This window comes from Kitasatospora sp. NPDC056076, assembly GCF_042266305.1.
Lineage (GTDB): Bacteria > Actinomycetota > Actinomycetes > Streptomycetales > Streptomycetaceae > Kitasatospora.
In genome coordinates this window covers 105732-123959 of sequence record NZ_JBHJWG010000020.1, presented here as the reverse complement: position 1 = coordinate 123959, position 18228 = coordinate 105732, and the positions used below count along the sequence as shown (strand labels likewise).

The window sequence follows — 18228 nt, the reverse complement described above, 5'->3', positions numbered from 1 at the left end:
GCGCGGGGCAGGCTCTTCAAGAGTCTGCCCCGCGCGGCTTTGCAAGCACCCCCGGGCGAATATGCTGATCAGCATGACGACTGAGCCGGAACTGCAGCGGGGTGTCGGTGAGCCGGACGGCTTCCGCCGCCTGTGGACCCCCCATCGGATGGCGTACATCCAGGGTGAGAACAAGCCCACCGGCCCGGCTCCGGACGACGGTTGTCCGTTCTGCTCGATCCCGTCGCTGAGCGACGAGGAGGGGCTGGTCATCGCCCGGGGGAGCGCCGTGTTCGCGGTGCTGAACCTGTACCCCTACAACGGCGGGCACCTGATGGTGGTCCCGTACCGGCACGTGGCCGACTACACCGACCTGGACGAGGCGGAGACGGCCGAGCTGGCGGACTTCACCAAGAAGGCGATGACCGCGCTGCGCGCCGCCTCGGGGGCGCACGGGTTCAACATCGGGATGAACCAGGGCGCGGCGGCCGGGGCCGGGATCGCGGCGCACCTGCACCAGCACGTGGTGCCGCGCTGGGGCGGGGACACCAACTTCATGCCGGTGGTCGGCCACACCAAGGTGCTGCCGCAGCTGCTGGCGGACACCCGCAAGATGCTGGCCGAGGCCTGGCCGCAGGGCTGAGCCGGCCGGACGCGCGAAGAGGGGCCCGCCACCGGGGAGTTCGGTGGCGGGCCCCTCTTCACATGTCGCTCCCGGTCAGTCGGCGCTGAACTCGTCGACCTTGTACGGGCGGGGGCTCTGCGCCTCGGACTTGATGATCGAGGTGCGGGTCTTGAAGAAGCGGTCCGCGTCGAGGTCGTGCTCCTGGAGGAACTCCAGAGTGGCGGTGTGCACCGCGCTGAGCACCGGCACGGAGGCGTTCATGGCGTTGTCGACCATGGAGCGGTTGTTCCAGGCGGTGCCGACCCAGGAGTGCCGGAGTCCGAACGGCTCGGGCAGGCCGAGGCCGCCGCCGAGCCAGCCGAGCAGGCTGGGCATCTTGTGGAACGGTGCGCGGACGGCCTGGCGGACCACCTCGTCGTTGTCGATCAGGGGGAGCTTGACGGTGCGCTCCTCCCAGAACCGCACGGTCTTGGCGACCGACTTCTCCTTGTCCTTGGGCTTGTCGAAGAAGACGCCCTTGACCGGGCCGAGCGCGTAGCCGGCCACCGAGATGTTCAGCACGTTGGCGAGCAGGGTCACCGTGACGGTGAAGGTGATGATCAACTTGCCGTCGTGGGTGATGAACTGGGTGGCCAGGTAGTGCCGGGGGCCGCCGGAGAAGGTCTGCTTGTCGGCGAGGCTCTGCACGGCGAAGTCGCGCATCCGCTCGCCGTCCATGTCGGCGCCGCCGGGGCGGCTGATCTCGTCCGCGCCCTCGCCGATGTCGAAGACCGCCCACTGCTTGATGGCCACGTTGGGGATGCCGCTGTTGGCGACGTGGCTGACCCCGAGGCCCTTGAGGTGGGCGGAGATCCGGCGGACCAGGTCCCAGGGGTGGAAGGCCCGGAAGTCGGCGTGGCCCTCGGCGGGGTGCAGGGTGTCGGCCAGGCGCCACTCGCCCCAGCGGCGGCCGGCACCGAGGATGCCCTTGGGGCCGGCGTAGTGGTGGACGTTGGTCTCCTGCTCGGCGTCCAGCCGGCCGAGCTTGTCGCGCAGGTCGTTGGCCTTCTTGTCCAGGTCGTCGCGGGGGACGGCCTTGGCGACGGTGGCGGCGACGGCGCTGCCCTCGACCAGGGCCTGCCAGCGGGCGCGGAGGTCGGTGGCGGAGCGTTCGACGATCCGGCGGGCGAGGTACCAGCCGAGCACCGGGGCGAGCATGGTGATCCGCAGGTAGATGCCGAGGACGCCCGCCGCCGGCGGGAACAGCGCCAGGTAGCCGGCCAGGACGGCGACCGCGATCAGGGCGAGGGCGCCGTAGGTGTCGGCCCCCCGGGCGCTGTCCCGCTTGAGCCAGGCGCGCAGTTGGAAGGCGCCGAGCCAGATCAGGGTGCCGGGGAGGAAGAGCAGGCCGGTGACGACGGTGACGGTGCTGAGCTGCCGGTCGCGGGCGTGCCGGAGTTCCTCGGCGGCCAGGCAGTGCTCGACGACCTGGCGGGTGTCGACGCCGAAGGAGGGGACGAGGGGCTTGCGGTCGCCGCCGAGGGCGCGCGAGACCAGGGCCTTGCTGAAGGCCTCGCCGAGGTTGGGGCGGAAGAGCGCGAAGCGGCCCTTCTTCTCCTTGGCGTCGGTGACGTCGGTGACGAACTTGCCGATCTCGCCGTCGCGGTAGGCGGCGGAGGAGAGCGCCTGGGTGACGGCCGTCTGCGGGCCGGTGTCGGTCCGGGGTATCTGCGCACCCGGGGTCATGTCGAGTGTGGCCACGGTGGCGTCTGCTCCTCCCCTTGTCAGCGGCAGGTTACCGTGCCGTGGCACCCCTGCGCGGATGATCGTCTGAACTACCGTCACGAAGCGGTGCGTTCCGGCCGCACCGGGGCCTGAGGGGCATGATGCCCAGCTTCGGCCGGGTCGATACCCGCCCGGGCCGACGGCGTGAGGGTGGAGGAGGATGGAGGTGAAGGCGATGAAGGGGGTTGTCGTGGTGAAGGATCCGGTACTGGTCTTCGACGGGGACTGCGCGTTCTGTTCGTCCTGCGTGCGCTGGGGGGAGCGGTACCTGCGGCAGACGCTGGCCTCGGGTGGCTGGGAGGCGGTGCCGTTCCAGTTCGCGGACCTGGCGGAGCTGGACACGGTGGCGGGCGGCCGCGGTGAGGTGGCGGCCGAGCGGGCCGAGCGCGAGGTGCTGTGGGTGACGCCGGCCGGCCGGGTGTACGGGGGCGCGCAGGCGGTGGCGCGGCTGCTGCTGCGCACCGGGGGCGCGTGGGCGTACCTGGGCGCGCTGTTGACCTTGGCGCCGGTGCGGCCGGTGGCGGGTGCGGTGTACCGCTGGGTGTCGCGGAACCGGCACCGGATGCCGGGGGGTACGGCGGCGTGCGCGCTGCCGAACCGGAAGCCGGCTCAGTCGGTGTAGCGCCCGGCCAGGGCGGCGGGCATGGGTTCGTGGCGCAGGTAGGCGCGGGAGAACTCGGCGGTGCCGTGGGTGAGGGAGCGCAGGTCGACCGGGTAGCGGACGAGTTCGAGTTCGGGGACCTCCGCGCGCAGCAGGGTCAGCCCCTGGCCGCCGGTTTCGGTGCCGAGGACGCGGCCGCGGCGTGCGGAGAGGTCGCCGAGGACGGCGCCGAGGTACTCGTCGGGCAGCAGGACGCTGACGGCGGCGACGGGTTCGAGCAGACGGATGACGGCGTGTTCGGCGGCGTCGCGCAGGGCGAGGGCGGCGGCGTTCTGGAAGGAGGCGTCGGAGGAGTCGACGGAGTGCGCCTTGCCGTCGGTGAGGGTGACCCGGACGTCGACGAGCGGGAAGCCGGTGGCGACGCCCTTGGCGAGCTGGGCGCGGACGCCCTTCTCGACGGAGGGGATGAAGTGCTTGGGGACGGCGCCGCCGACGACGTGTTCCTGGAACTCGAAGCCGGAGCCGGCCGGGAGGGGTTCGACCTCCAGGTCGCAGATGGCGTACTGGCCGTGGCCGCCGGACTGTTTGACGAGGCGTCCGTGGCCGGCGGCGGCGGTGCCGAAGGTCTCGCGCAGGGCGACCTTGGGTTCGACGGTGTCGACGTGGACGCCGTGGCGGGTGCGCAGCCGGTCGAGGACGACCTCGGCGTGGGCTTCGCCGGTGCACCAGAGGACGAGCTGGTGGGTGTCGGGGTTCTGTTCGAGCCGTAGGGCCGGGTCCTCGGCGGTGAGCCGGGTGAGGGCCTGGGAGAGCTTGTCGTCGTCGGCCTTGCTGTGGGCTTCGACGGCGATCGGGAGCAGGGGTTCGGGGAGGGTCCAGCCGTCGAGTTCGACGGGGTGGCCGGGGTCGTGGACGGTGTCGCCGGCCCGGGCGGTGGTGAGTTTGGCGGCGCAGACGAGGTCTCCGGCGACGGCGTGCGGGACGGGGCGCTGGAGTTTGCCGAAGGGGCTGGTGAGGCCGGTGACGCGTTCGTCGCCGTTCTGGTCGGCGGTGTGGGCGGGGCCGACGAGGTGGATCCGGCTGTCGGGGCGCAGGGTGCCGGCGTAGACGCGCAGCAGGCTGATCCGGCCGACGTAGGCGTCGCCGGTGACGCGGACGACCTGGGCGGCGAGCGGGGCGTCGGGGTCGCAGGCGGGGGCGGGGCGGGTGCGTTCGGTGGGGTTCGGGAAGGCGTGGGTGATCAGGTCGAGGAGTTCGGTGGCGCCGAGGCCGTTGTCGCTGGTGGGGACGGCGGGGTGGAGGGTGCAGTCGAGGACTTCGCGGCGCAGTCCGGCTTCGAGGGAGTCGGTGTCGAGGGGGTCGCCGGAGAGGTAGCGCTCCATGAGGGTGTCGTCCTGGCCGGAGATGGCTTCGACGAGGCTGTCGTGGGCGGGGCCGGTGTCGGGGAGGGGGTCGGCGTCGCCGTAGGTGTCGCCGGTGAGGAGGTCGACGCTGCCGTCGGGGTGTCCGTCGTGGAGGACGGGCAGGAAGAGCGGGCGCAGGGTGTCCGGGCCGAGCTCGAAGGCGTCGTGGCAGCTGGTGAGGATGTCGTCGAAGCCGGTGCGGGCGAGGTCGAGTTTGGCGACGGCGATGGCCCGGGGGATGCCCTCGGCGGCGCACTCGCGCCAGAGGGCGCGGGTGGGGGCGGTGACCGGGTCGGTGGCGGAGACGACGAAGACGGCGGCGTCGGCGGCGTGCAGGGCGGCGCGCAGGTCGGCGGCGAAGTCGGGGTGGCCGGGCGGGTCGATCAGGTTGATCTTGACGCCCTTCCATTCGAGGGGGAGCAGCGAGAGCTGGACGGAGCGCTGCTGCTGGTGCTCGATGTCCTCGTGGTCGGAGACGGTGGTGCCGTCGGCGACGCGGCCGGGGCGGGCGGTGGCGCCGGCGGCGAGGGCGAGGGATTCGGCGAGGGTGGTCTTGCCCACACCGCTGGAGCCGACGAGGACGACGTTGCGCAGGTCCGTGGGGCCGGTGACGGCGGGTGCCTGGCCGGCTCGTGCGGTGCTGCGGTCGGGCATCGGGGTCTCCTCCCGTGGCGCCGAGGCTGTCCTTGGCAGTTTAGGCGTGCCGCCCGGATCAGGCCGGATGAGGCTGCGGCGTTGGGGTGCGTGCATCGCAAGGCGGAGGAGGGAGTCCATGCGGAGCATCGGCGACCGACGACAACGCGGCGAGGTGCGTGCCCCGGCGTCGTAGCCCCGGGATGATCCGGGCGGCACGCCTGTGGTCGGGTGTCGTTCCGGCGCGTGTCGTGCTGGGCCCTGGTGGCCGGGGGCCGTCCGGCGGTGCGTGCGTCGGAGCGTGTCCCGGGCGTGGCTACGATGGGTGCGTCGGGCGGGCTCATTCGTCCGGCCGTCTGCCGCGTGTGTTGCGCCAGGCGGGTACCCGGGAGAATCGGAGCGGCTGGGAAGGCCATGCTCAACAAATACGCGCGTGCCTTCTTCACACGTGTTCTGACCCCTTTCGCCGCGTTCCTGATCCGGCTGGGCGTGAGTCCGGACGCCGTGACGCTGATCGGTACGGCCGGTTCGGTGGCCGGTGCGCTGGTGTTCTTCCCGCGCGGGGAGTTCTTCTGGGGCACCATCACGATCACGCTGTTCATCTTCTCGGACCTGGTGGACGGGAACATGGCCCGCCAGCTGGGCCGGACCAGCAAGTGGGGCGCTTTCCTGGACTCCACGCTGGACCGGGTCGCGGACGCGGCGATCTTCGGCGGTCTGGCCATGTGGTACGCGGGCAAGGGCGACGACAACCTGCTCTGCGCGGTGGCGATCTTCTGCCTGGCCAGTGGCCTGGTGGTGTCGTACACGAAGGCGCGGGCGGAGAGCCAGGGCCTGCCGTGCGACGTGTCGGGGCTGGTGGAACGGGCCGAGCGGCTGGTGATCAGCCTGGTGGCGGCCGGGGTGGCCGGTCTGCACGTGTTCGGGGTGCCGTACGTGGAGTGGCTGCTGCCGGTGGCGCTGTGGCTGGTGGCGGCGGGCAGTCTGGTGACGGTGGTCCAGCGGGTGCTGACCGTGCGCCGTGAGGCGTTCGAGGCCGACCGAGCGGCGGCCGGGAGCTGATGGGGGGCGTCCTGCGGTGACGGACCGACTGGTGTACTGGGCGTACGCGCTGGGCTGGGCGGTGTTGAAGCACCTGCCGGAGCCGGTGGCGCGGTGGCTGTTCGACCGGCTGGCGGACTACGCCTGGCGTCGTCGCGGGCCGCGGGTGCGGCAGCTGGAGGCGAACCTGCGCCGGGTGCGTCCGGCCCTGCACGAGGCGGCGCTGCGGCGGTTGTCGCGGGCCGGGATGCGTTCCTACCTGCGGTACTGGATGGAGTCCTTCCGGCTGCCGGTGTGGAGCCGGGAGCGGGTCCTGCGCGACGTCCAGGTGGGCGGCTACGAGCGCATAAGGGAGGCGCTGGACTCCGGGCGGGGTGTCGTGGTGGCGCTGCCGCACATGGGCAACTGGGACTTGGCGGGCACCTGGATAGCGCAGCTGGGCCACCCGTTCACGACGGTCGCGGAGCGGTTGAAGCCGGAGCGGCTGTTCGACCGGTTCGTGGAGTTCCGGGAGGGCCAGGGCATGGAGGTCCTGGCGCTGTCCGGCGGCGGAGCGAACGTGATCGGCACGCTGGCGCGGCGGCTGCGCGCGGGCAAGCTGGTCTGCCTGGTGGGCGACCGGGACCTCTCGGAGGCCGGTATCGAGGTGTCCTTCTTCGGTGAGGTGACCCGGATGCCGGCCGGGCCGGCGGCGCTGGCCCAGCGCACCGGCGCGGCGCTGCTGCCGGCGACGCTGTGGTACGACGGTCCGGTGCTGCGGGGGATGATCCACCCCGAGGTGCCGGTCCCGGAGGAGGGCGACCGCAAGGCGCGGACGCTGGCGATGACCCAGGCGATCGCGGACGTGTGGCAGCAGGGCATCAGCGAGCACCCGCAGGACTGGCACATGCTGCAGAAGTTCTGGCCGGCCGACCTGCCGGCCCGTGAGACGGTGGGGGGCGGGTCCGCGGCCGGGCGCGCCGACGCGGCGAAGGAGCCCGCCGCCGGGGCCTCCGGCGCCTGAGCCCGGCTGCCCGTCCGACCCTGCCCGAAGGAGCTTGAGGAACCCGTGAAGATCGGCATCGTCTGCCCGTACGACTGGGACGTCCCCGGTGGGGTGCAGTTCCACATCCGGGACCTCGCCGAGCACCTGATCGGTCTGGGGCACGAGGTGTCGGTGCTGGCGCCGGCCGAGGACGACGAGGCGCTGCCGCCGTACGTGGTCTCGGCGGGGCGGGCGGTGGCGGTGCCGTACAACGGGTCGGTGGCCCGGCTGAGCTTCGGCATCCTGTCGGCGGCCCGGGTGCGGCGGTGGCTGCGCGAGGGGCGTTTCGACATCCTGCACGTGCACGAGCCGGCCTCGCCGAGCCTGTCGATGCTGGCGGCCTGGTCGGCGACCGGGCCGATGGTGGGCACCTTCCACACCTCGAACCCGCGCTCGCGGGCGATGATCGCGGCCTCGCCGATCCTGCAGCCGGGGCTGGAGAAGATGCGGGCCCGGATCGCGGTGTCGGAGTACGCCCGGCGGACCCTGGTGGAGCACCTGGGCGGGGACGCGGTGGTGATCCCCAACGGGGTGGACGTGGAGTTCTTCGCGGAGGCCGAGGCGGACGAGCGGTGGACGGGCGGTGCGGCGGCGGGGGAGCCGGGCACGATCGGCTTCATCGGCCGGATCAACGAGCCGCGCAAGGGCCTGCCGACGCTGCTGGCGGCGCTGCCGCGGATCCTGGCGGAGCGGCCGGGGGTGCGGCTGCTGGTCGCGGGCAAGGGCGACGAGGAGGAGGCGGTGGCCGGCCTGGCGCCCGAGGTGCGCGCGCAGGTGGAGTTCCTGGGCATGGTCTCGGACCGGGAGAAGGCCCGGCTGCTGCGCAGCGTGGACCTGTACGTGGCGCCGAACACGGGTGGCGAGAGCTTCGGGATCATCCTGGTCGAGGCGATGTCGGCGGGTGCCCCGGTGCTGGCCAGCGACCTGGACGCGTTCAAGCAGGTGCTGGACGGCGGGGACGCCGGGGAGCTGTTCCCGGTGGAGGACGCGGACGCGCTGGCCCGTACGGCGCTGCGGCTGCTGGGGGATCCGGGGCGGCTGGAGGAGCTGCGCAAGGCGGCTTCGCGGCACGTGCGGCGGTTCGACTGGTCGACGGTCGGCGCGGACATCCTTGCGGTGTACGAGACGGTGACGGCCGGCGCCGCGGCGGTGGTCGAGGAGGACGAGCGCAGCGCCCCGAGCCGAAGGACGCGCCGGTGACGGGAGCGGGGGCGCGGGCGGTTCGGTCCGGCCCGGGGCCGACGGCCGGGGCTTGCGTGGCGCCCGGTGCCGGTGGGGTTAGGGTCGGGCCGACCGCACCACTGTGACCCCTGGGGGAAACGATGCCGCAGATCTCCGTCGACTACTCGTCCAGCCTGGCCGGGGCCTTCGAGCGCCGGGCGCTGGGCCTGGCGATCAACCGGCTGGCGGAGGAGACGATCGACGCCAAGCCGGGGTCCTGCAAGACGGTGTTCCGGCCGAGCGAGGACCTGGTGGTGGGCTCCGACGGGTCGGTGGGCGACGCCGGGGTGGACGCCCAGGTGTACGTCGAGTTCCAGGTGTTCCCGGGCCGTACGCCGGAGGCGAAGGCGGCGCTGAGCGAGGGTGTGGTGGCGCTGCTGGCGCAGCACGTGCGGCCGGCGCCGGGGACGCGGCTGTTCACCGCGGTGAACGTCGAGGACATCGACCGGGAGAGCTACCGCAGCGGCGTCGTGCAGGGCTGACGTCGGGCGGGGCGGCCGGTGACACCCGGTAACGTAGCGGTCCGTGACTACCTGGATCTGGGCCGGCGTGGCCGTGGTGCTGTTCGGCATGTACCTGAGTTGGACGGCCGGCCGTCTGGACCGGCTGCACGCCCGGATCGACGCCGCGCGGGCGGCGCTGGACGCGCAGCTGGTCCGGCGGGCCTCGGTGGCGATGGAGCTGGCGACGTCCTCGTTGCTGGACCCGGCGGCCTCGCTGCTGCTGCTGGACGCGGCGCACGCGGCCCGGCAGGCCGAGGACGAGCACCGCGAGGTGGCGGAGAGTCAGTTGAGCCTGGCGCTGCGGGCGGTGTTCGAGGAGTCGGAGCAGGTGGCGGCGCTGGTCGCGGAGCCGGGCGGCGACGAGGCGGTTCGTGATCTGACGGCCGCGGTGCGGCGGGTGCCGATGGCCCGCCGCTTCCACAACGACGCGGTGCGGGCGGCGCGGGCGGTGCGGGAGCACCGGCTGGTGCGGTACTTCCGCTTGGCGGGCAAGGCGCCGTTCCCGATGGCCTTCGAGATGGACGACGCCCCGCCGCCCGCCCTTACGCCCGAGGGAGCGCCTGCTTAGGCTGTCCTCGGATACGGCCCGTTTGTCGCATCCCGTCGTCCGGGCTGGACTTGGTGGCGCATGGTTGGGCCACCTGATCTGCCTACCATAGGGCGATAGCACTGGTTAATCTTCGAGTGAGGTCTCACGTGTCCACCACCCCCACCACCGCAGACCAGCCGCAGATCGGTACCGCCCGGGTCAAGCGCGGCATGGCCGAGCAGCTCAAGGGCGGTGTGATCATGGATGTGGTCAACGCCGAGCAGGCGAAGATCGCCGAGGACGCCGGCGCGGTGGCCGTCATGGCGCTGGAGCGGGTTCCGGCCGACATCCGCAAGGACGGCGGCGTGGCCCGCATGTCCGACCCGAACATGATCGAGGAGATCATCGAGGCGGTCTCCATCCCGGTGATGGCCAAGTCCCGCATCGGGCACTTCGTGGAGGCCCAGGTCCTGCAGTCGCTGGGTGTCGACTACATCGACGAGTCCGAGGTGCTGACCCCGGCCGACGAGGTCAACCACTCCGACAAGTTCGCCTTCACCACCCCCTTCGTCTGCGGCGCCACCAACCTGGGCGAGGCCCTGCGCCGCATCGCCGAGGGTGCGGCCATGATCCGCTCGAAGGGCGAGGCCGGCACCGGCAACGTCGTCGAGGCCGTCCGCCACCTGCGCCAGATCAAGAACGAGATCGGCCAGCTGCGGGCGCTGGACCACAACGAGCTGTACGCCGCCGCCAAGGAGCTGCGCGCCCCGTACGAGCTGGTCAAGGAGGTCGCCGAGCTCGGCAAGCTGCCGGTCGTGCTGTTCTCCGCCGGTGGCGTGGCCACCCCGGCCGACGCCGCGCTGATGCGCCAGCTGGGCGCCGAGGGCGTCTTCGTCGGCTCCGGCATCTTCAAGTCGGGCGACCCGGCCAAGCGTGCCGCCGCCATCGTGAAGGCCACCACCTTCTTCGACGACCCGAAGATCATCGCGGACGCCTCCCGCAACCTGGGCGAGGCCATGGTCGGCATCAACTGCGACACCCTGCCGGAGACCGAGCGCTACGCCAACCGCGGCTGGTAGTCACTCCGCCCTTCGCCCGGCCCGCCGCAGCGCTTCGGTGTGCGGCGGGCCGCGCCGCGTCCTTCCGTAGTAACGATCGATAGAGGTTGAAGACCGTGAGCACTCCAGTCATCGGCGTCCTCGCCCTCCAGGGCGACGTCCGCGAGCACCTGGTGGCGCTGGCCGAGGCCGACGCGCTGGCCCGTCCGGTGCGCCGCGCCGAGGAGCTGGCCGAGGTCGACGCACTGGTGATCCCCGGCGGGGAGTCCACCACCATGTCCAAGCTGGCCCTGCTGTTCGGGGTGATGGACCCGCTGCGCGCGCGGGTCGCGGCCGGCATGCCGGTGTACGGCACCTGCGCGGGCATGATCATGCTGGCCGACAAGATCCTCGACGGCCGGGAGGACCAGGAGAGCGTCGGCGGCATCGACATGACGGTGCGCCGCAACGCCTTCGGCCGGCAGAACGAGTCCTTCGAGTCCGGCCTCGCCTTCAAGGGCCTGGAGGAGGAGCCGGTGCACGGCGTCTTCATCCGCGCCCCCTGGGTCGAGGCGGTCGGCGCGGGCGTCGAGGTGCTGGCCGAGCTGCCCGGTGCGGACGGTCCGGAGAGCCGGATCGTGGCCGTGCGCCAGGGCAACCTGCTGGCCACCTCGTTCCACCCGGAGCTCACCGGCGACCACCGCGTGCACGCCTACTTCGTGAAGATGGTCGAGGAGCACCTCGCCGCCCGGTAGGGCTCCGGTAGCCGTGTGCGCCTTACCCGTGACGACACCGGTAAGATCTCTCCTGTTTCATTTCCCTTTGGCGACGTAAAGGAGCTGGCGATGTCCGGCCACTCTAAGTGGGCTACCACCAAGCACAAGAAGGCCGTGATCGACGCCAAGCGCGGCAAGCTCTTCGCCAAGATGATCAAGAACATCGAGGTGGCGGCGCGCACGGGCGGTCCCGACCCGGCGGGTAACCCGACCCTCTACGACGCCATCCAGAAGGCGAAGAAGAACTCGGTCCCGATCGACAACATCAACCGCGCCGTCAAGCGCGGTGGCGGTCTGGAGGCCGGCGGCGCCGACTACCAGACCATCATGTACGAGGGCTACGGTCCGAACGGTGTCGCCGTCCTGATCGAGTGCCTCACCGACAACCGCAACCGTGCGGCCTCCGACGTGCGCGTCGCGATGACCCGCAACGGCGGCTCGATGGCCGACCCGGGCTCGGTGTCGTACCTGTTCAACCGCAAGGGCGTCGTGATCGTCCCCAAGGCGGACGGCGTGGACGAGGACAAGCTGTTCGAGGTCGTCCTCGACCAGGAGCCGGAGGAGATCAACGACCTCGGCGAGTCCTTCGAGATCGTCTCCGAGGCCTCCAAGATGGTCGCCGTGCGCACCGCGCTGGTGGACGCCGGTGTCGACTACGACTCGGCCGAGGCCAACTTCCTCCCGAGCATGCAGGTCGAGCTGGACGTCGACGGCGCCCGCAAGATCTTCAAGCTGATCGACGCGCTGGAGGACAGCGACGACGTGCAGAACGTCTTCGCCAACTTCGACATCTCCGACGAGGTCGGCGCGCAGCTCGACTCCGAGTGACACGGCGTCGTCCGTGCCACGGTGAGTGATCGTTCTCACGGCCCGGCCCGGTGGTCCCAGGACCGCCGGGCCGGTGTCGTCGGCGGGGTTGTCGGACCCGGGCGGTAGCCTTCGCGAAGGCCGCTCGCCGTGAGCGGCGGATCGGCGAGGGACGGGGCGTGGCGTGCGGGTGCTGGGTGTTGACCCGGGGCTGACCAGGTGCGGGGTCGGCGTGGTCGAGGGCATGCCGGGCCGGCCGTTGCGGATGGCCGGGGTGGGCGTGGTGCGCACGCCGGCCGACGCCGAGATCGGGCAGCGACTGCTGCTGGTGGAACAGGGGCTGGAGAGCTGGCTGGACGAGCACCGGCCCGACCTGGTCGCGGTCGAGCGGGTCTTCGCCCAGCACAACGTCCGCACCGTGATGGGCACGGCCCAGGCGAGCGCGGTCGCGATGCTCTGCGCCACCCGGCGCGGCATCCCGGTCACCCTGCACACCCCCAGTGAGGTCAAGGCCGCCGTCACCGGCTCAGGCCGGGCCGACAAGGCCCAGGTCACGGCCATGGTGCAGCGCCTGCTGCGGCTGGACGCGCCGCCCAAGCCCGCGGACGCGGCCGACGCGCTGGCGCTGGCGATCTGCCACATCTGGCGCGGCGGGACGACCAACCGGCTGCAGGCCGCGGCCCAGGCCGCGGCCGAGGCCGCCCGCTCCGGGCCCGCCCGGGGCCCCTTCTCCGTGAAAGGCAGTAGTCGGTGATCGCCTTCGTGCAAGGACCGGTGGCGGCCATCGCCTCCGGCATCGCGGTGGTCGAGGTCGGTGGGGTCGGCATGGCCGTCCAGTGCACCCCGAACACCCTGGCCGGCCTGCGGCTCGGTGAGCCCGCCCGGCTGGCCACCTCGTTGGTGGTCCGCGAGGACTCGCTGACCCTGTTCGGCTTCGCCGACGACGACGAGCGGGCCGTGTTCGAGATCCTCCAGGCCGCGCCGGGCGTGGGCCCCAAGCTGGCCCAGGCGATCCTGGGCGTGCACAGCCCCGACGCGCTGCGCGCCGCGGTGGCGGGCGGGGACGAGAAGGCGCTGGTCGCGGTGCCGGGCATCGGCAAGGCGAAGGCGGCCAAGCTGCTGCTGGAGTACAAGGACAAGCTGGGCGCCCCGCACGGCGCGGTGCCCGCGCAGAAGCCGATCGCCACCGGCCCCGCGCCGTGGACCGAGCAGCTGCACTCCGCGCTGACCGGTCTCGGCTACGCCCCGCGCGAGGCGGACGACGCGGTCGCCGCCGTCACCCCGGAGGCGGAGGCCCAGCAGTCGCCGGACGTCGGCGCCCTGCTGCGGCTGGCCCTGCGCGGCCTCAACCGCGCCCGCTGAACCCAGCCGACGACCTGTCCGTCCGTCGACACCGACACCGCAGACCCTGGAGCCCGCGAGGATGTACGACTCGGAACCCGCCGACCGGCTGGTGACCGCCGCCGCCGACGGCGAGGACCAGGCGGTCGAGGCCGCGCTGCGCCCCAAGCTGCTGGACGAGTTCATCGGCCAGGAGCGGGTGCGCGAGCAGCTGTCCCTGGTGCTCCAGGCGGCCCGCCAGCGCGGGAGCGCGCCGGACCACGTGCTGCTGAGCGGCCCGCCCGGACTGGGCAAGACCACCCTCTCCATGATCATCGCCGCCGAGCTGGGCGCCCCGATCCGGATCACCTCCGGCCCGGCCATCCAGCACGCGGGGGACCTCGCGGCGATCCTCTCCTCGCTCACCGAGGGCGAGGTGCTCTTCCTCGACGAGATCCACCGGATGTCCCGGCCGGCCGAGGAGATGCTCTACATGGCGATGGAGGACTTCCGGGTCGACGTGATCGTCGGCAAGGGCCCGGGCGCCACCGCCATCCCGCTGGAGCTGCCGCCCTTCACCCTGGTCGGCGCCACCACCCGGGCCGGGCTGCTGCCGCCGCCGCTGCGCGACCGCTTCGGCTTCACCGGGCACATGGAGTTCTACGCCCCGGCCGAGCTCCAACGGGTGGTGCACCGCTCGGCCACGCTGCTGGACGTCGAGATAGACCCGGCCGGCGCGGCCGAGATCGCCGGGCGCTCGCGCGGCACCCCGCGCATCGCCAACCGGCTGCTGCGCCGGGTCCGCGACTACGCCCAGGTCCGGCACGACGGCGTGGTCACCCCCGCGATCGCCGCCCGGGCGCTGGACGTCTACGAGGTGGACGCCCGCGGCCTGGACCGGCTGGACCGCGCGGTGCTGAGCGCGCTGCTGCGGCTGTTCGGCGGCGGCCCGGTCGGCCTGTCGACCCTCGCCGTCGCGGTGGGGGAGGAGGCCGAGACGGTCGAGGAGGTGGCCGAGCCGTTCCTGGTCCGCGAGGGCCTGCTCGCCCGCACCCCGCGCGGCCGGATCGCCACCGCCGCGGCCTGGCAGCACCTGGGCCTGACCCCGCCGGTCCAGACCACGCGGGGCAGCGTGCCGCCCCAGCCGGAGCTGTTCCGGCCGGACGGAAGTTGACCGCTCTCGGCCGAACGGGTGAGACCCGGCCGTCGGTTCCCGCCCCCGCCCGGCGCTGTGCCCCGGGGAGGAGACGGGGGCGAACTCCCGGGAATCCGTGCAGGCGGAGGGTCGCCACTTTCGGCGGCAGGATGCGATGCTTGGCGTTGTCCGATCAGTTCGGGGTCGCCTAGACTCCGCCGGACCGCCCCTCTCACCTGACGGGCCGACCCATACCACACAGGCCGCCGGCCGGCGGCCCGTAAAGGACCCTGGCTGCAGTGAACCTCATCATCCTTCTCCTCCCGATCATCGCGATCGTGCTCATGTTCCGGTCGCAGAAGAAGCGCCAGCAGCAGCAGCAGAGCATGCAGACCTCGCTGGAGCCCGGGGCGGGAGTGCGCACCATCGGCGGCCTGTACGCCCAGGTGAAGGCGGTCAACGACGAGACCGTCGAGCTGGAGATCGCGCCCGGCGTGGTCACCCACTTCACCAAGAGCGCCATCGCGGCCGTCCTGGACCCCCAGGAGTACGACGCGATCATCAACGGTCGCCCCGCCGACGACGAGCTGTCCGAGCCGGAGGCCGAGGACACCGACGCCGCGCCGGTCGAGGACAAGCCGCTGACGCTCACCAAGGACAGCGCCGAGAAGGGCGATGTCAAGGGGGATGTCGAGGGCGGGGCTCCCGCGAGCAAGTAGTACGGCCGGGCAACCCGCCCGGTCGCGCGGCGCAGTGCCGCGAGCCCACAGGACCTCAGGGCCGCAGACCCGCCATGCCCCCGTCCCGCCACGAGCCGGACGGGGGTCCGGTCGGCGACGTGGCATGGACAGGGAGAAACGAGCAAGGTGGCAACACCCAAGTCGCGCCCGCGCGACGGCTACCCAGGGCGGGCGCTGGCCCTCATCCTGGTCGTCACCGTCGGACTGGTCGCCCTCATGTTCGGGACGGGCAACACCAAGCCCCGGCTCGGTATCGACCTCGCAGGCGGCACCAGCATCACGCTGACCGCGAAGTCGAAGGATCCCAAGGCGATCACCAAGGCGAACATGGACATCGCCGTCGGGATCATGGAGCGCCGCGTCAACGGGATGGGTGTCTCCGAGGCGGAGGTCCAGACCCAGGGCTCGGACACGATCATCGTGAACATCCCCAAGGGCGGCGACAAGCAGAACGCGGCGGACCAGGTCGGTACCACCGCCCAGCTGTTCTTCCGTCCGGTCCTGGCGGTCGCGCCGAGCGGCTTCACGCCGCCCGCGCCGCCCACCGGCACCCCGTCCGCGGGCGCCTCGGGCACCCCGAGCGCCGCCCCGTCGGGCAGCGCGACGCCCACGGCCGGCGCGAGCGGCTCCGCGAGCCACGCTCCCACCCCGTCCGCCAGCGCGAGCGCCACCAAGCAGGGCCGCTCCGTCGGTGAGGCCCTGGCCGCCGAGGGCTCCACCCCGAGCCCCGCCGCCACCGGCGTCAGCGGCACCCCGTCCGCCCCCGCCACCGGGTCGGCCGCCCCGAGCGCCCAGGCCACCCAGCCGAGCGCCGCCGACGTGAGCGCGGCGATGACCCAGGGCACCGTGCCGCCGGAGCTGGCCACCGCGTTCGCCAACCTCGACTGCACCAAGCCGGAGCAGCGCTCGACCCAGACCGGCGCCGTGGACAAGGCCGTCGTCGCCTGCTCGCAGAAGCCCGTCAAGGGCGGCTACTACGAGAAGCTGGCGCTCGGCCCCGTCGCGGTCAAGGGCTCGGACGTCTCCAAGGCCCAGCCCAGCCTCGACACCCAGACGGGTGCCGGCTGGCAGGTCCAGCTGCAGTTCAACGGCACCGGCACCGACGCCTTCACCAAGGTCACCGGCCAGCTCGCCTCCCAGACCCCGCCGAACAACCAGTTCGCGATCGTGCTGGACAACGAGGTCGTCTCGCACCCGCAGGTCAACGGCCCGATCCCCGGCGGCAGCGCCGTGATCACCGGCCAGTTCAGCCAGCCCGAGGCGCAGGACCTCTCCAACGTGCTGAGCTACGGCGCCCTGCCGCTGGAGTTCAGCAAGGGCGACGTCACCACCGTCTCCCCGGCGCTCGGCAGCGACCAGCTCAAGGCGGGTCTGATCGCCGGCGCGATCGGCATGCTGCTGGTGGTCGCCTACTCGCTGATCTACTACCGCGGCCTCGGCCTGGTCTCGATCGCCGGTCTGCTCGTCTCGGCGGCCCTGACCTACTCGATCATGAGCCTGCTCGGCGGCGGGATCGGCTTCGCGCTGAACCTGCCCGCGGTCTGCGGCGCGATCGTCGCGATCGGTATCACCGCAGACTCCTTCATCGTGTACTTCGAGCGCATCCGCGACGAGGTCCGCGACGGCGCCCCGCTGCGCCCGGCCGTCCAGCGGGCCTGGCCGCGGGCCCGACGCACCATCCTGGTCTCGGACTTCGTCTCCTTCCTCTGTGCCGCGGTGCTCTACGTGGTCTCGGTCGGCAAGGTCCAGGGCTTCGCGTTCACCCTGGGTCTGACCACCGCGCTGGACGTCGTGGTGATCTTCCTCTTCACCAAGCCGATGATCACGCTGCTGGCCCGGCGGAAGTTCTTCTCCGACGGCCACCCGTGGTCCGGCCTGGACCCGAAGCGGCTGGGCGCCCGCCCGCCGCTGCGCAGCACCCGTCGCCGTAACTCCTCCTCTGCCGCCGTGAAGGAGGCCTGACACCGTGTCGCGCTTCTCCAATCTGGGCCACCGGCTCTACCAGGGCGAGGTCAGCTTCGACTTCGTCGGGCGCCGCAAGCTCTGGTACTCGATCTCCGGCGTGATCGTGCTGATCGCGGCGATCGGCCTGGCGATGGGCCTGCACCTGGGCATCGAGTTCAAGGGCGGCTCGGTCTACACCGTGACCAAGCCGGGCCTGTCGGTCTCCCAGGCCCAGGACACCGCCGACGGGATCGTCTCCTCGCACCCGCTGGTGCAGTCGACGGACAGCAACAAGATCCGCATCCAGGTCAGCAGCGACGAGACGAAGAGCTCGGACGAGATCCGTTCGCAGCTCTCGCAGAAGCTCGGCGTGCCGCTGGACACCGTCGAGGCCCAGGTGATCGGCCCCAGCTGGGGCAAGCAGATCTCCAACAAGGCGCTCACCGGCCTGGTCGTCTTCATGGTCCTGGTGACGGTCTACCTGGCGATCGCCTTCGAGTGGCGGATGGCGGTGGCCGCCCTGGTCGCCCTCATCCACGACCTCCTGATCACCATCGGCGTCTACGCCCTGGTGGGCTTCGAGGTCACCCCCGGTACGGTGATCGGCTTCCTGACCATCCTCGGGTACTCGCTCTACGACACGGTCGTCGTCTTCGACACCGTGAAGGAGAACGCCAAGGGGATCACCAAGCAGAACAAGCTCACCTACAGCGAGGCGGCCAACGCGGGCCTCAACCAGACCCTGGTGCGCTCGCTCAACACCACCGTGGTGGCGCTGCTGCCGGTCGCCGCGCTGCTGTTCATCGGTGGCGGCCTGCTGGGCGCCGGCACCCTGAACGACATCTCGCTCGCGCTGTTCATCGGCCTCGCGGCCGGTGCCTACTCCTCGATCTGCGTCGCCACCCCGCTGCTGGCGCAGCTCAAGGAGGAGCAGCCGGAGATGAAGGCGCTGCGCAAGCGCGTCCTGCAGCACCGGGCCGCCGCGGCGGCCAAGGGCGAGGGCGCCGACGCGACGGCGACCGACGAGGGCCCGGAGGACGACGAGCCTGCGGGTATGGTCGGTCAGCGCGGCCGGTCGGCCGGCGCCACCCGTGCCAAGGGCCGTCCGTCCACCAAGCGCTGAACCGCACCCGACCCTGAGGACAG

At 72.2% G+C, this 18228-nt stretch carries 18 protein-coding genes; 16 read left to right on the top strand and 2 right to left on the bottom strand.

The features are described from left to right. Nucleotides 1–61 precede the first annotated feature (61 nt). Nucleotides 62–622: an HIT domain-containing protein gene (locus tag ACFC1T_RS19095; RefSeq protein WP_350507180.1), complete on the top strand. Its 561-nt coding sequence runs from the start codon at nucleotides 62–64 to the stop codon at nucleotides 620–622. A gap of 75 nt (nucleotides 623–697) precedes the next feature. Here the strand turns inward: ACFC1T_RS19095 and ACFC1T_RS19090 are convergent, their stop codons facing one another. Further along, nucleotides 698–2344 carry a hypothetical protein gene (locus ACFC1T_RS19090; RefSeq protein ID WP_375890036.1) on the bottom strand — a complete coding sequence of 549 codons (1647 nt, stop codon included), beginning with the start codon at nucleotides 2342–2344 and terminating at the stop codon, nucleotides 698–700. Between the two features lie 199 nt (nucleotides 2345–2543). Here ACFC1T_RS19090 and ACFC1T_RS19085 point away from each other — a divergent pair, with 199 nt between their 5' ends. Beyond that, nucleotides 2544–2990, top strand: a complete 447-nt coding sequence (locus ACFC1T_RS19085) for a thiol-disulfide oxidoreductase DCC family protein (protein ID WP_375890034.1) — start codon at nucleotides 2544–2546, stop codon at nucleotides 2988–2990. Here ACFC1T_RS19085 and ACFC1T_RS19080 read toward each other — a convergent pair. After that, nucleotides 2978–5026: an elongation factor G-like protein EF-G2 gene (locus ACFC1T_RS19080; RefSeq protein WP_375890032.1), complete on the bottom strand. Its 2049-nt coding sequence runs from the start codon at nucleotides 5024–5026 to the stop codon at nucleotides 2978–2980. The genes ACFC1T_RS19085 and ACFC1T_RS19080 overlap by 13 nt on opposite strands. Before the next feature lie 393 nt (nucleotides 5027–5419). Here ACFC1T_RS19080 and pgsA point away from each other — a divergent pair, with 393 nt between their 5' ends. From pgsA to secF, 14 genes are all read left to right on the top strand, one after another. Next, nucleotides 5420–6067, top strand: coding sequence for a phosphatidylinositol phosphate synthase (gene pgsA / locus ACFC1T_RS19075; protein ID WP_375890030.1), 648 nt, complete (start codon nucleotides 5420–5422; stop codon nucleotides 6065–6067). 16 nt (nucleotides 6068–6083) lie between these two features. Next, nucleotides 6084–7049 (top strand): phosphatidylinositol mannoside acyltransferase, encoded by a 966-nt coding sequence (locus ACFC1T_RS19070; protein WP_375890028.1) that lies wholly within the window; start codon nucleotides 6084–6086, stop codon nucleotides 7047–7049. Between the two features lie 45 nt (nucleotides 7050–7094). Next, the gene (locus ACFC1T_RS19065) at nucleotides 7095–8270 is read left to right on the top strand and encodes a glycosyltransferase family 4 protein (RefSeq protein WP_375890026.1); all 1176 of its coding nucleotides are present in this window, start codon (nucleotides 7095–7097) and stop codon (nucleotides 8268–8270) included. 122 nt (nucleotides 8271–8392) lie between these two features. Further along, nucleotides 8393–8773, top strand: coding sequence for a 5-carboxymethyl-2-hydroxymuconate Delta-isomerase (locus ACFC1T_RS19060; protein WP_375890024.1), 381 nt, complete (start codon nucleotides 8393–8395; stop codon nucleotides 8771–8773). Between the two features lie 43 nt (nucleotides 8774–8816). Continuing rightward, nucleotides 8817–9362 (top strand): hypothetical protein, encoded by a 546-nt coding sequence (locus tag ACFC1T_RS19055; RefSeq protein ID WP_375890023.1) that lies wholly within the window; start codon nucleotides 8817–8819, stop codon nucleotides 9360–9362. 128 nt (nucleotides 9363–9490) lie between these two features. Next, the gene (pdxS, locus tag ACFC1T_RS19050; RefSeq protein ID WP_375890021.1) at nucleotides 9491–10402 is read left to right on the top strand and encodes a pyridoxal 5'-phosphate synthase lyase subunit PdxS; all 912 of its coding nucleotides are present in this window, start codon (nucleotides 9491–9493) and stop codon (nucleotides 10400–10402) included. Between the two features lie 95 nt (nucleotides 10403–10497). After that, the gene (gene pdxT, locus ACFC1T_RS19045) at nucleotides 10498–11115 is read left to right on the top strand and encodes a pyridoxal 5'-phosphate synthase glutaminase subunit PdxT (RefSeq protein WP_375890020.1); all 618 of its coding nucleotides are present in this window, start codon (nucleotides 10498–10500) and stop codon (nucleotides 11113–11115) included. 90 nt (nucleotides 11116–11205) lie between these two features. Further along, nucleotides 11206–11964 carry a YebC/PmpR family DNA-binding transcriptional regulator gene (locus ACFC1T_RS19040; protein ID WP_375890018.1) on the top strand — a complete coding sequence of 253 codons (759 nt, stop codon included), beginning with the start codon at nucleotides 11206–11208 and terminating at the stop codon, nucleotides 11962–11964. Between the two features lie 163 nt (nucleotides 11965–12127). Next, on the top strand, nucleotides 12128–12697 hold the full coding sequence (ruvC, locus tag ACFC1T_RS19035) for a crossover junction endodeoxyribonuclease RuvC (protein ID WP_375890016.1): 570 nt from the start codon (nucleotides 12128–12130) through the stop codon (nucleotides 12695–12697). Beyond that, a complete protein-coding gene (ruvA, locus tag ACFC1T_RS19030; protein ID WP_375890014.1) occupies nucleotides 12694–13305 on the top strand; it encodes a Holliday junction branch migration protein RuvA in 612 nt (203 codons plus the stop codon). The genes ruvC and ruvA overlap by 4 nt, the downstream gene beginning before the upstream one ends. Nucleotides 13306–13366: 61 nt before the next feature. Beyond that, complete coding sequence (gene ruvB, locus ACFC1T_RS19025; RefSeq protein WP_375890012.1) at nucleotides 13367–14437, top strand: Holliday junction branch migration DNA helicase RuvB; 1071 nt, start codon at nucleotides 13367–13369, stop codon at nucleotides 14435–14437. 260 nt (nucleotides 14438–14697) lie between these two features. Continuing rightward, nucleotides 14698–15117 (top strand): preprotein translocase subunit YajC, encoded by a 420-nt coding sequence (yajC, locus tag ACFC1T_RS19020; RefSeq protein ID WP_375890010.1) that lies wholly within the window; start codon nucleotides 14698–14700, stop codon nucleotides 15115–15117. 147 nt (nucleotides 15118–15264) lie between these two features. Then, nucleotides 15265–17100 carry a protein translocase subunit SecD gene (gene secD / locus ACFC1T_RS19015; protein ID WP_375890008.1) on the top strand — a complete coding sequence of 612 codons (1836 nt, stop codon included), beginning with the start codon at nucleotides 15265–15267 and terminating at the stop codon, nucleotides 17098–17100. A 4-nt stretch (nucleotides 17101–17104) separates the two neighbouring features. Further along, complete coding sequence (secF, locus tag ACFC1T_RS19010; RefSeq protein ID WP_375890006.1) at nucleotides 17105–18205, top strand: protein translocase subunit SecF; 1101 nt, start codon at nucleotides 17105–17107, stop codon at nucleotides 18203–18205. Nucleotides 18206–18228: the final 23 nt, after the last annotated feature.